At 71.1% G+C, this 13357-nt stretch carries 8 protein-coding genes and 1 pseudogene; 3 read left to right on the top strand and 6 right to left on the bottom strand.

The window, feature by feature from the left end:
* Window positions 1–45 precede the first annotated feature (45 nt).
* The 4 genes from FLL47_RS03965 to FLL47_RS03950 form a co-directional block, all read right to left on the bottom strand.
* The gene (locus FLL47_RS03965; RefSeq protein WP_144119050.1) at window positions 46–2478 is read right to left on the bottom strand and encodes an AAA family ATPase; all 2433 of its coding nucleotides are present in this window, start codon (window positions 2476–2478) and stop codon (window positions 46–48) included.
* A complete protein-coding gene (locus FLL47_RS03960) occupies window positions 2475–3161 on the bottom strand; it encodes a hypothetical protein (protein ID WP_144119049.1) in 687 nt (228 codons plus the stop codon). Before FLL47_RS03960 ends, FLL47_RS03965 begins: the two co-directional genes overlap by 4 nt.
* A 377-nt stretch (window positions 3162–3538) precedes the next feature.
* Window positions 3539–7153, bottom strand: a complete 3615-nt coding sequence (metH, locus tag FLL47_RS03955) for a methionine synthase (RefSeq protein WP_246157518.1) — start codon at window positions 7151–7153, stop codon at window positions 3539–3541.
* A gap of 361 nt (window positions 7154–7514) precedes the next feature.
* Complete coding sequence (locus FLL47_RS03950) at window positions 7515–8369, bottom strand: NAD(P)H-binding protein (RefSeq protein WP_144119048.1); 855 nt, start codon at window positions 8367–8369, stop codon at window positions 7515–7517.
* Window positions 8370–8503: 134 nt separating this feature from the next.
* Here FLL47_RS03950 and FLL47_RS03945 point away from each other — a divergent pair, with 134 nt between their 5' ends.
* From FLL47_RS03945 to FLL47_RS03935, 3 genes are all read left to right on the top strand, one after another.
* The gene (locus FLL47_RS03945; protein ID WP_186315546.1) at window positions 8504–9160 is read left to right on the top strand and encodes a TetR/AcrR family transcriptional regulator; all 657 of its coding nucleotides are present in this window, start codon (window positions 8504–8506) and stop codon (window positions 9158–9160) included.
* Between the two features lie 308 nt (window positions 9161–9468).
* Complete coding sequence (locus FLL47_RS43890) at window positions 9469–10953, top strand: hypothetical protein (RefSeq protein ID WP_246157517.1); 1485 nt, start codon at window positions 9469–9471, stop codon at window positions 10951–10953.
* An 85-nt stretch (window positions 10954–11038) separates the two neighbouring features.
* Window positions 11039–11617 (top strand): hypothetical protein, encoded by a 579-nt coding sequence (locus tag FLL47_RS03935; protein ID WP_144119046.1) that lies wholly within the window; start codon window positions 11039–11041, stop codon window positions 11615–11617.
* Window positions 11618–11805: 188 nt separating this feature from the next.
* On the opposite strand, the gene FLL47_RS03930 is transcribed toward FLL47_RS03935, so the two are convergent.
* Entirely contained in the window at window positions 11806–13167 is a 1362-nt protein-coding gene (locus FLL47_RS03930) for a GH1 family beta-glucosidase (RefSeq protein WP_144119336.1), read from the bottom strand.
* 32 nt (window positions 13168–13199) lie between these two features.
* A pseudogene (locus FLL47_RS43885) lies at window positions 13200–13357 on the bottom strand (carbohydrate ABC transporter permease); the annotation flags it as partial.

Genomic DNA, 13357 nt, shown 5'->3' with positions numbered 1-13357 from the left:
GAAGGTGCCCTTCCTATCGCTGTGAGGGCGTGGCTGGTCGGGCGCTCAGGGCTGCGGTTGGTCGGGAAGGTCGAGGGACGGCGGCTCTGCGGCCGCCAAGGCGACGGGCGCGGTCGCCACGGCCACTGCGGGCACCGGGGCGGCGGGCAGGGCCATACTGAGGCGGCTGTGGCCGAGGTGGGCCGCGGCCGCGGCTTCGTGGTATCTGTCCAGTTCGGCGAGGAACTCCTCGGAGCGGTAGCGGGTGCCGTCGACGACCGGACCCGACCGGCCTTCGAGCACCGCGACCACGTCGTCGCCGGTCAGCGTCTTGTGCGTCTCCAGCGCGTGGGCCAGGGCCAGCACGTCGCGGCGGTGCTGGGCGAGCAGTTCCGCAGTACGGGCGAGCAGGTCGCCGAGCATGTCCTCGATCCGGTCGGCCAGCGCGTGACGTACCTCGGCCTCGGTGTCCTGGCCCTTCTTGCGGCGGCCGCCCTGCCCGCCGCCGGGCGCGCCGACCTCCAGGCGCTTGGCGGTCGAGTACGACGACACGGTCCCGCCCATGCCCCAGAAGCCCTCCATGAAGGACGCGACCGTGGTGGCCGACTCCAGGTCCCCGGAGACGCCGGACGAGCTGTCCCCGCCGAAGAACATCCGCTCCCCCGCGAGCGAGGCCAGCGATACGCAGATGTCGGCCTCGTACTCGGTGCGCCACCGGGTGAACTGGTCCTCCGGCGGGATGCTGGCCACCATGCCGAGGTAGTCGCTGCCCTTCTCGATGGTGGCGATGTCGATCTCCATGTGGTGCCGGGTGCGGTACGCGATGACGGCGTGGCAGGCCTCGTGCACCGCGACGGCGTGGCGCTCCCGCTCGATGTACTCGACGTCCTCGGGCGGCCCGAGTTCCTTGAGCTGCTTGGCCCGCATCACATCACGCCAGGCGATGACGTCGCGGCCGTCCCGGATCGCGGTGATCAGCGCCTCGTTGATCAGGTCCTTGATGGTCGCGCCGGTGGCGTACGGCGTGATCGTCGCCAGCTTGTCGATCTCGGCGGGAGTCAGCTCGTGGCGCACCTTGCCCAGGTAACCCTCGTAGGTGCGGACCCGGCCCGCCTTGCTCGGGTAGCCGACCTTGTAGATGCGGTCGATGCGCCCCGGTCGCAGCAGCGCCTCGTCGAGGGCCTCCGGCAGGTTGGTCGCCATCATCACCAGGATCCGGTAGCGCGGCGGCGGCTTGGGGCGCATGCCCAGCGCGCGGCGCACGAACCGGTTGACGAAACCGCGCGGCTTCTTCAGCCCGGACAGCTCGGTGAGCAGGGCCTGCAGGGTGCCCATACCCCCGCCGTTGTTCATGCCCCCGCCCATCACGAACCGGTTGCGCCGCACCGGCGCGGGGGCCTCCTCGCTCGCGTGCTCGGCCGCCGTGTGCCTGGCCAGCCGCCACTGGGTGTCCGGCGACAGGTAGCCGAAGCCGTGGCAGCCCGGCCCGGTGGACAACACCGGGGTCATGCCGCGCGGGAAGCCGGGGCCGCCCTGGGCGAGCTGGCCGCGGCTGCCGAGCGAGTCGGCCTCGTCGAAGAACACGATCACCCCGCCGTAGCGCAGCGCCAGCTTGCGCAGCTTGCGGAACAGCGACTTCACCTTGAGGATGCCGACGCCCATGAACATGTTGGTGAACGCGCCGGGGTCGACGAACACGTACGGCTTGCCGGTCTCCCCGGCCACCGCCTCGGCCATCAGCGTCTTGCCGGTGCCCGGCGGGCCCCACAGCAGCAGGCCGGAGGGCACATAGCCGCCCTTGGCCTCGATCGCGTCGGGCTGCTCCAGGAAGACGATGTTCTCCCGCACCCGGGCCAGCACGTGGTCCTGGCCCCACACGTCGGTGAACCGGGTCTTGATGTCGTCGGGGTAGTACACCTCGACGCCGCCCCGCGACAGGAACCAGAAGATCGCCACGAACTGCATCACGACGACGAACAGCAGGAACACCATCTGCAGCACGAACGGCATGAGCGCCCACAGGATCGCCGGAGCCTGGAACAGCGCCAGCACCGGCGAGGTGTCCAGCACGGCGCCCGCCACGAGGGCGAACACCACGATCCAGAACACCCACTTCAGGATCCGGGCCAGCCGGAACCTGGTCCAGTCGGACAGCCGCCGCCGGGAGAAGCGCTCGAAACCGCCGAACACCCGGTGACTCCAGAACCGGTGGTATCCGGCCCAGTGCTCACTGACCAGGAAGTGCAGCTGCCGCAGCAGTTCCAGCCCGGCCAGGATCAGCAGCCAGCGCGACTCGACCAGGTGGATGCGCGCCGCCTCCACGAACGGCATGCCGCCCGGGAAGTCGGCCATCTCCGCCCACACCAGCACCAGCCAGGCGATGGCGAACAGGAACAGGAACTTGATCCGGTCCCAGAACGGCAGCTTCTTGCGCTTGGTCCGCTCCTCCACCCGCGCCGGCTCCCCCGGCGGCCGCAGCCCTTCCACCGGCTCGCTCATGCCACACTCCTCACCGTGAAGGACTGCACGACCACGTCGAGTTCCGCCGCCCGCGCGCGGTAGCACGAGGCGGAGCAGCGCAGGATGAACTGGTACAGCCGCCGTCCGGCGTCGTCGACGTAGACGGTCTGGTCGAACGTCTGCAGTGAGCCGCCGCCGGGGCTGTAGTTGAAGACCGAGCGCACGCCGCGGACCCCGTCCTCGGTCGGCAGGATCTCGTCGGAGACCAGCTCGAAGCCCTGGAACACCAAGTTCTCGGCGTTCTCCGCGCGGGCGGAGTCGGTGACCGGCAGCAGCAGGTCTCGGGCCCCGTTCAGCGATACCGCGTTGAGCTCGCCCTCGGACAGCCTGCGCACCATCGCGTAGACGAACGGCTCGTCGCCGGTGCCGAGGAACAGGTGCAGCGGCTGCGCGGCGATCGACGCGTCGTAGCCGACCGACCAGATCCGCTCCCGCCGGGCGGCCGCGGCCACCGACTCGGGATCCTCCCCCGACAGCATCCAGTCCATCGCCTCATGCTCGATGCGCTGCCAGCCGTTCGGGACCTTGAAGTAGACGCCGTCGTCGGCGTTCTTGACGTACTCGAACTCCGGCGCCCCGCACCCGCCCAGCACGAGCGCCGCCGTCGTGAGGAGGGCGACCAGCGCCGCCCGTATTCCCGCTGCCTGCCGCCTGTCCTTCATGACGCGCCCCCACCGCTGTCGGGCTGTCCTGATCGGTCATTGCTCGCGTGCGGGCGACGACACCTACGGTGGTGTCACCGACCGGCACGGTTGGCTGTCGGTGCTCCTGTAAGGAGTATGGCGGTGGCCCATCCGGGATCAGAATGGCTGCACAGTCGGCAATGTCGACCGCACAACCGATGGTGCGATCGACATATTTACCTGATTATGCTCGTGGCGTGGCGAGTCCTTACCGCCACCAACGCGGCGCGGTCCGGCACGGCGCAGTCCCCACGCCTTTGATCATCCGACTTGCCCGGCACTCGTGCGTATCTTGAGCCGCGATACGCACAGGTGCCAGGCAAGTCGACCGATCTTGAAAGCGGCCGCGACGCCGGTCAGCCGAGGTTGGGGCGGAGCCAGCGTTCGACGTCGGTGAGGTCGGCGCCGCGGCGGACGGCGTAGTCCTCGAGCTGGTCGCGGCCGATGCGGCCGACCGTGAAGTAACGCGAGTCCGGGTGGGCCAGCAGCAGCCCGCTGACGGCGGCGGCGGGGGTCATCGCGTACGACTCGGTCAGGCCCATGCCGATCTTCTCCGCGCCGAGCAGGTCGAACAGCTCCTGCTTGAGGGTGTGGTCGGGCGTGGCCGGGTAACCGAACGCGGGACGGATCCCGCGGAAGCGTTCGGCATGCAGGTCCTCGACTGCCGGGTCGGCGTCAGGCTCGAACCAGTCACGCCGCGCCTGCAGGTGCACGTGCTCGGCGAACGCCTCGGCGAGCCGGTCCGCGAGGGCCTTGACCATGATCGCCTTGTAGTCGTCGTGCTCGGCCTCGTAGCGCGCGGCCAGCTCGTCCGCGCCGTGGATGGCGACCGCGAACCCGCCGATGTGATCCCCGGCCGGGGCCAGGTAGTCGGACAGGCAGCGGTTGGGCCGCCCGGCCGGCTTGACCGTCTGCTGGCGCAGCATCGGCATCCGGGCCTCGCCCTCGATGACGATGTCGTCGCCTTCGGCGTGCGCGGGCCAGAAGCCGTACACCCCCTGGGCGCGCAGCGAACCGTCCGCGATGATCTGGTCGAGCATGGCGTTCGCGTCGTCGAACAGTTCCCGCGCCTGCGGCCGCTCCAGGATCGCCGGGTACTTGCCCTTGAGCTCCCAGGCCAGGAACAGGAACTGCCAGTCGATCATCTTGCGCAGCTCGGCCAGGTCCGGGGTGACCTCGCGCAGGCCGGTGAAGGCGGGCACGGGCAACTCGGCGAAATCGGGCCGCTCGGCATTGGCCCGCGCCTGGTCCAGGGTCAGCAGCGGCTGGCGGGTCTTGTTGGCGTGCTCGTCACGCAGCCGCGCCTGCTCGGTGCGGTTGTTCTCGGCCAGCTCCTCGGCCCGCGCGGGGTCGAGCAGCTGCGACACCACGCCGACGACACGGGAGGCGTCGAGCACGTGCACGGTCGCCGACTCGTACGCCGGAGCGATGCGCACCGCCGTGTGCTGGCGCGACGTGGTGGCCCCGCCGATCAGCAGCGGCAGCTTCAGGCCGCGGCGCTGCATCTCCTGCGCGACCGAGACCATCTCGTCCAGCGACGGGGTGATAAGCCCGGACAGGCCGATCACGTCGGCGCCCTCGGCGAGCGCGGTGTCCAGGATCTTCGCCGCGGGCACCATCACGCCGAGGTCGATCACCTCGTAGTTGTTGCAGCCCAGCACGACCCCGACGATGTTCTTGCCGATGTCGTGCACGTCGCCCTTGACCGTGGCGAGCACGACCTTGCCCTGCCCGCGGGTGGTCGCGGCCCTGCCCTCGCGGCGGGCCTGCTCCTTCTCGGCCTCCATGTACGGCTCCAGGTAGGCCACCGCGCGCTTCATCACCCGGGCGCTCTTGACCACCTGCGGCAGGAACATCTTGCCCGCGCCGAACAGGTCGCCGACGACCTTCATGCCGTCCATGAGCGGGCCCTCGATGACTTCGAGCGGCCGGGCCGCCTGCTGCCGGGCCTCCTCGGTGTCCTCCTCGATGAAGTCCACGATGCCGTGCACCAGCGCGTGCGACAGCCGCTGCGCCACGGGGGCCTCGCGCCAGCTCAGGTCGGCGACCCGCTTGGTCCCCTCACCGCTTACCGTGCCCGCGTACGCGACGAGCCGGTCGGTGGCGTCGGGACGGCGGTCGAACAGCACGTCCTCGACGAGGTCGCGCAGCTCGGTGGGGATGTCCTCGTACACGGCGAGCTGGCCGGCGTTGACGATGCCCATGTCGAGCCCGGCGCGGACGGCATGCAGCAGGAACGCCGAGTGCATCGCCTCGCGCACCACGTCGTTGCCGCGGAAGGAGAACGACAGGTTGGAGATGCCCCCGCTGGTGCGGGCCCCGGGGCAGCGCGCCTTGATCAGCGGCAGCGCGTCGATGAACGCCTTGGCGTAGCCGTTGTGCTCGGCGATGCCGGTGGCCACGGCCAGCACGTTCGGGTCGAACACGATGTCCTCGGCGGCGAACCCGGCCTGCTGGGTGAGCAGGTCGTACGCCCGGCCGCAGATGCCGACCTTGCGCTCGACGGTGTCGGCCTGGCCCTGCTCGTCGAAGGCCATCACCACCACGCCCGCGCCGTAGCCCTGGATGCGCCGGGCCTGGTCGAGGAAGACCTCCTCGCCCTCCTTGAGGCTGATCGAGTTGACCACGCCCTTGCCCTGCACGCACTTGAGGCCTGCTTCGAGCACGCTCCACTTGGAGCTGTCCACCATGATCGGGATGCGGGCCACCTCGGGCTCGGTCGCGATCAGGTTGAGGAACGTGGTCATCGCCAGCTCGCTGTCGAGCAGGTCGGCGTCCATGTTCACGTCGAGCAGGTTGGCCCCGCCGCGCACCTGGTCCAGCGCCACGGCGACGGCGCCCTGGTGGTCGTCGGCCTCGATGAGGCGGCGGAACTTCGCCGAACCGGTCACGTTGGTGCGCTCGCCGATCATGACGAAGCCGGTGTCGGGGCCGATCGCGAACGGCTCCAGGCCGCTGAACCGGGTCGCCTTCGGCACCTGCGGCACCTCGCGCGGCGGCAGCCCCCGCACGGCCGCGGCGACCTGCGCGATGTGCTCGGGCGTGGTGCCGCAGCAGCCGCCCGCGATGTTGACAAGGCCCGACGTGGCGAACTCGCCCAGCAGCGCGCCGGTCTCCTCCGGCGTCTGGTCGTAGCCGCCGAACGCGTTGGGCAGCCCGGCGTTGGGGTGGCTGGCGGTGTAGATCCCGGCGAGCCGGGACAGTTCCTCGACGTGCGGGCGCATCTCGGTCGCGCCCAGCGAGCAGTTGACGCCGACGACCAGCGGGTTCGCCCGCTCGATCGAGCGCCAGAATGCCTCGACGGTCTGCCCGGACAGGGTGCGGCCGGAAAGGTCGACGATGGTCACCGAGATCCACAGCGGCAGCTCGGGCGCGACCTCGCGGGCCGCGGCGATGGCGGCCTTGGCGTTGAGGGTGTCGAAGATCGTCTCGACGAGCAGGATGTCGACGCCGCCTTCGGCGAGCGCCGCGATCTGCTCGGCGTACGAGTCGAAGACCCGGTCGTAGGAGACGGTCCGGTAGGACGGGTCGTCGACGCGCGGGGACAGCGACAGGGTCACGTTGAGCGGGCCGACCGAGCCGGCGACGAAACGCCCGCCGAACTCGTCGGCGGCCTGCCGGGCCAGCTGCGCGCCGCGCAGGTTCATCTCGCGCACGTACGGCTCCAGGCCGTAGTCGGCCTGGGCGATGCCGGTCGCGGTGAACGTGTTCGTGGAGGTGATGTCCGCGCCCGCGGCCAGGTAGCGGCGGTGCACTTCGAGCACCAGGTCGGGCCGGGTCAGGTTGAGCAGGTCAGGGTTGCCGGCGACGTCGTGCGAGTGGTCGCCGAAGCGGTCGCCGTAATAGTCCTCGGGGCTCAGGCGGGCGTCCTGCAGCATGGTGCCCCACGCGCCGTCGAGCACCACGATCCGCTGGTCGAGCAGCGAACGCAGCTCCTGCACGCGGGTGGCGAGGGAAGAAGACCGGCTCAACGCGAACACCTCCGAAAGAACTCTCGGAGGCGCCCTTGCAACGGTGTGTCCAGCCGAGCGTGGCGGGCTGTGCCCGTTGCAGCGCCTCTCGACCTGAACACGAAGTTTACCGTCCGCCCGCCGCCGCCGCGATCACGGGCACCGCCGCGTCCCGCAGACCGGGACGACGCGCCCACCCGCACCTCGATCATCGGACTTGCCTGGCACCTGGGCGTATCTTGATCCGCCTTTCGCACACCTGCCAGGCAAGTCCGATGACCTTGAGTGCCGTCCCGCGATGCGGACGCCTCCGCGGAGAACAACGCCCCGGACAGGCGCTCGCATCCCGCGGCGCGGGGCGGGTCAGGCGAGGGCCGGGCGGTCAGGCCAGGGGGCGCAGGGCGTCCACGAGCGGCGTGGTCGGGCGGCCGGCCAGGCGGGACAGGTCGCCGGTGGTCAGCGCGAGCGCGCCGTCGCGGATGTTGCCGTCCAGCGCGACCAGGAAGCCCGCGGTGCCCGCGTCGAGGCCCGCTTCGGTGAGCAGGCCCAGGTGCTCCTCGGGCGAGACGCGGCGGTAGACCACGTCGCGGCCCAGTACGGTCGCGAACGCGTCGGCCAGCTCGTCGAAGTTCCAGGCGTGATCGCCGGACAGCTCGTAGACCGCGTCCTCGTGGCCCGTACCGGTCAGCGCGGCGGCGATGGCGGCGGCGTAGTCGGCACGGGCCGCGCTGGCGACCCGGCCGTCGCCGGCGCTGGACAGCACCACGCCGGTGGCGCGGGCCTGGACCAGCGCGGTCGCGTAGTTCTCGGTGTACCAGCCGTTGCGCAGCACGGTGAACGGAATGCCGCCGGCGCGCACCGCCTGCTCGGTCGCGACGTGGTCGGGCGCCACCACGAGCCCGGTCTCGCCTGCGCCCAGCGCGCTGGTGTAGGCCAGGCGGGCCACCCCGGCGGCCCGTGCCGCGGCGATCACGGACTCGTGCTGGGCGACCCGGCGGCCGATCTCGCTACCGGAGACCAGCAGCAGCGTGTCCCCCTCGGCGAGGGCTGCCGACAGGCTCGCCGGGTCGTCGTAGTCGAACCGGACCACCCGTACGCCCCGGGCGGCGAGGTCGGCGAGCCGGGTCTCGTCGCGGGCCCCGGCCACCACCTGCTCGGCGGCGACACCCCGGTCCAGCAGCGCGGCGACGACAAGCCGGCCGAGCTGCCCGGTGGCCCCACTGATCACTATCGACATGGCTTCTCCCACACGTCTCGGCGGTCCGGGCACGGGTGCCCGGCCGCGAAAGCTCCTCAGAAACGGGGAACACTCCCCGGTTTGCGACCGTAGCACAACCGGGGACGCCTCCCCACTTGGCTATGCTGGACGGCATGGCCCCCACCGCCCTCCGCGCCGACGCCGAGCGCAACCGCCGCCGGCTGATCGACGCGGCCCTGGCCGTCTTCAGCGAGCGCGGCCTGGACGCACCGCTGGACGAGATCGCCCGCCGCGCCGAACTCGGCAACGCCACGCTCTACCGGCACTTCCCCGCCCGGCGCGACCTGATCGCGGCGGTGTACGCGGACACCCTCGCCGAGATCGTCACGGCCGCCGAGCGCGCGGGCGAACACCCGGACGCCTGGACCGGCTTCCACGACCACCTGGTCTACCTGTGCGGGGTGCAGTCGCGGTGCCGGGCGACGTCCGACCTGCTCACCGCGGCGGTGTCCGGGGTGCCGGGACTCGACGCGCTGCACGAGCGGGCGTACCACGGGCTGCAGCGGCTGATCGAGCGCGCGCAGGCGGCGGGTGAGCTGCGGGACGACTTCCGGCACGAGGACGTGGTGCTGATCCTGATGGCGAACGCCGGGCTGATCGAACGCACCGCCGAGGCCGCGCCGGCGGCGTGGCGACGGCAGCTCGCGTACACCCTCGACGGCCTGCGCACGTCCGGCCGCACGCCCGCGCCGCCGAGCCCCGGCGTGGACCGGGTGATGGACGCGATGCGCGAGCGCGGCCGCCGCTTCACCGGCGAGCCGACAGACTGACCTCACTCTCCGTGTGCACAGGAGATGTCGAAAGCCATCGACCATACTCGAAATGATTTCGGCACATTCCGAAAGCGTTGCGGGCGCAGGTGATACGGCATAGCAGAATTTGCCTGTATGCATGCCATTGACATCGATCTGGCCCTCTGCCTGAATGGACCGAAAGCGTTTTAGATCGTCTTCGGTCGATCACTCGGTGGCAGCTCACCGCCTGCCGCGTACAACACGCACGGTGACGGTTTCACCGTGCCCGCTCCCCGTTTCCCGCCGATGCGCGTATCCCGGCGCGCTCGCCGAAAGGACGGCACATGCCCCTCTCCCTCCCCCGCCGCCGATGGCCGGTCATCGTGGTGACCCTGCTGGCCCTCAGCACCGGCGCCCCCGCCTCGGCCGTGCCGGCCGGTGCCCAGGACGGCGCCGCCCCGCCCGCCCAGGCCGCCACCGGGCTGGTCTACTCCGGACTGTCCGCCGAGCGCACCGGCGCGTGCGCCGGCATGTTCCGCGTCGTCGGCATCAGCTCGACGATGTGCACGCACGGCCCCGACCCGGCCCCCGCCGGGCTGTCGGTCACCCGCTCCGTCGCCCCCCTGCCCGCGCGGGCCGCCACCGCGGCGGCCCCCCTGGCGCTGCCGGTGTGCGAGGGCGACGGCACCTCCGGCCGTCGCGTCGAGGTGCTGTACGTACGCGGCAGCACCAGCCGCTACAGCCAGTACCTGGAGACGTTCCGGCAGCTCGCCGAGCAGGTCGACGTCATCTTCAACGAGAGCGCCAAGGCCACCGGCGGCGAGCGGCACGTCCGCTACGTCACCGAGACCGTCGGCGGAGCCTGCCGCCCCGTCGTGCGCGACGTGCAGATCCCGGACGCGGCACTCAACGCCAACGACTGGGCGCCGCTGCTCAACGCGGTCAAGGCAGCCGGTTACACCCGCACCGACCGCAAGTACCTGCAGTTCGTCGACGCGAACGTGTACTGCGGCATCGGCGGCTTCGCCGGGGACACCCGCAAGAGCGACGCCAACCGGTCCAACACCGGGCCGGAGTACGCCCGTGCCGACAACGGCTGCTGGACCGCCGGGGTCGCCGCGCACGAGCTCGGGCACACGCTCGGTGCGGTGAACAACAACGCCCCCAACGCCTCCGGCGCCGCGCACTGCGTCGACGAGTACGACGTCATGTGCTACAAGGACGGCCCCAACGTCGTGCTGCGCTACTCCTGCCCCAGCCAGGCTCTGGACCAGCGGCTGGACTGCAACCACGACGACTACTACCACACCAACCCGCCCGCGGGCAGTTACCTGGCGACCTACTACAACGTCGCCGACAACCTGTTCCTGATCAAGGGCGGCCCCACCAACCCGCCACCGCCGACGAGCAACCTCGCCCTCTCGGCGACGGCGAGCGCCTCCTACACCTCGGCGTGGGAGAGCGTGCTGGCGATCAACGACGGCATCGACCCGCCGTCCTCGAACGACACGATCAACCGCCGCTGGGGCACCTGGCCCAACACCGGCCAGCAGTGGGCGCAGCTGACCTGGTCGGCGGCGCAGTCGGTCCGGGTCGCCGACGTGTACTTCTTCGACGACAACGGCGGCGTACGCCTGCCCGCCTCGTGGAGCCTGCAGTACTGGAACGGCACCGCCTACGTCGCCGTGCCCGGCGCGAGCGGCTACCCGGTGGCGGCCAACCAGTACAACCGCGTCACCTTCACCACCGTGAGCACCACCCGGCTGCGCGTCGTCCTCAACAGCGGCGCAGGCTCCGTAGGCCTGCTCGAAGTCAAGGTCACCAGCTGAGCAAAGGAAGGGCACCTTCTTAACGCTATTGGCGTGGAAGGTGCCCTTCCTAACCACTCGGCCGTCCTGAGCAGGGAGGATTCGCGTGAAAGTCAACTGGCGGCACGTGATCGCGGCGGCGGCCGCGGCCGGGCTCGCACTCGGTCCGGCGTCACCGGCCCGCGCCCACCGGGGCGTGCTGCCGACCCTGCACCACGACGGCCGCGGCTCGGTGTGGCTCACCCTGGCCTGGGACGACGGCCACCGCGTCGACCAGCCCGGCCTGGCGATGCTGTCGGCCACCGGCGACTCGGGCGCGAGCGTGCCGGTCACCGCGCTGCGCCCACTCCCCCACGACCCGGCGACCCTGCCGCTGCCCGGCGCGCTCGCCGCGGGCGACTGGACGGTCACCGTGGACGTCGCCGCGCCCGGTGTCGGTTACTGCACCGCCCGCGTGCACGTCGCCGCCGACGGCGTACCCCAGACGATCCCCTGCGCCCCGGCCGCCGCCGACCCGGCGCTCCCGCCCGCCCCGGAGCCGCCCGGCTGGCTGATCGGCGGCCTGGTGGCGGCAGCCGTGATCGCGGCCGGCGTGCTGTGGTCCCGCCGTCGCCCGGCGCGCAGCGCTTTCGATCGACGTCGGCCTATCACGGCGAAAAAAACGAGATCATCTTCGATGAGATAGGCCGACGTCCATCTTCTGCCACTGACCCCGCCCGGCGTACCAGCCGAACCGGCGACCGGGCACGGCCTCGATCGCCCGGAGACGTGACACGCCGAGGAGCCCCGCTCGGCTCCCCGGCGTGAGTCACGGAGTGGGGTAACCCGGGCGCGCCGCCTTTCCACGTGCGACGCGCCCGGCCCCCACCGACATCAACCGAGCCCGTTGCGCCCGATGACGCCGGCAAACCAGCGGGCACTGTCCTTCGGAGTGCGCCGCTGGGTGTCGTAGTCGACATGAACGATGCCGAACCGTTTGCCGTAACCGTATGCCCACTCGTAATTGTCCAACAGCGACCATGCAAGATATCCACGCATGTCCGCCCCCTCGGACAGCGCGGCGTGCACGGCCCGCAGATGGCCGTCGAGGTACGCGATGCGGTCGTGGTCGGCCACCCGGCCCCCGTCGAGCACGTCGTCGTACGCCGCGCCGTTCTCGGTGATCATCAGCGGGGTGCCCGGATAGTCCGTGGCCAGCCGCATCAGCAGCTCGTAGAGCGCGGACGCGTCCACCGGCCAGCCCATCGCGGTGACCGGAAGATCCTGCTGCACGTACTCACAACCCTCACTGCCGGGGTTGGCCGGCCCGCAGTCGACGCCGACCCCCGCCCGCACCCGAGACGGCTGGTAGAAGTTCACCCCGAGCAGGTCGATCGGCGACGCGATCACGTCCTCGTCCCCGGCCATGATCTGCCGGTCGACCCCGAACCGGGCGAACAGTGCCCGCATGTCCTGTGGGTAGCCGCCGCGCAGGGTCGGATCCAGGAAGATCCGGTTGTGCAGGCCGTCGATGTGCCGCACCGCCGCGAGGTCGTGCAGGTCGTCCGGGTCGACCGGGCGTACGCAGGCCAGGTTCAGTGTCAGCGACACCTCGCGGGCGCCGCCCGCCCGCAGCGCCTGCACGGACAGGCCATGCCCGAGCAGCAGGTGGTGCACCGCCGACAACGCGGCCGCCGGGTCCTGGCGGCCCGGGGCGTGATCCCCGCTGCCGTAGCCGAGGAACGCCGAGCACCACGGCTCGTTGAGCGTGGTCCAGGTGCGCACCCGGTCCCCCAGCCGGCCGATCGTCGCGCTGGCCAGGTCGGCGAGGTAGTACGCGGTGTCGCGGTCGGTCCAGCCGCCCCGGTCCTCGAGCACCTGCGGCAGGTCCCAGTGGTACAGCGTCACCATCGGGTCGATGCCCTTGTCGAGCAGCTCGTCCACGAGGCGGTCGTAGAAGTCCAGGCCGCGCGTGTTGACCGGGCCGGAGCCGTCGGGCTTGATGCGCGGCCAGGCCACCGAGAACCGGTAGGTCCCCAGCCCCAGCTGCTTCATCAGCGCGACATCGTCGCGGTAGCGGTGGTAGTGGTCGCAGGCGACGTCACCGGAGTGCCCGTGGAAGACCCGGCCCGGGGTGCGGGCGTAGGTGTCCCAGATCGAGGGGGTACGGCCGTCCTCGGTGGCGGCCCCCTCGATCTGGTAGGACGCGGTGGCCGCGCCCCAGCGGAAGCCCGCGGGGAACCTGAGCCCGGACAGCTCGTCCAGCCGCTGGTCGGGTGCTACGGCGGTCACGACTTCACCGCTCCCTGCATGATTCCTCCGATGATGTACTTGCCGAGCAGGGCGAACACGACCAGCAGCGGCACGGTGGCGATCGCGGTGCCGGTCAGCGACAGCGAGTAGTCCTGGATGTATCCGCTGGCCAGGGTCGACAGCGCGGTCTGCA

The sequence above is a fragment of the Catellatospora sichuanensis genome (assembly GCF_007483665.1).
In the GTDB taxonomy this organism is placed as follows: Bacteria; Actinomycetota; Actinomycetes; order Mycobacteriales; family Micromonosporaceae; genus Catellatospora; species Catellatospora sichuanensis.
Note: the sequence above shows the minus strand (reverse complement) of the source record. Positions and strands in the feature narration are given on the sequence as shown.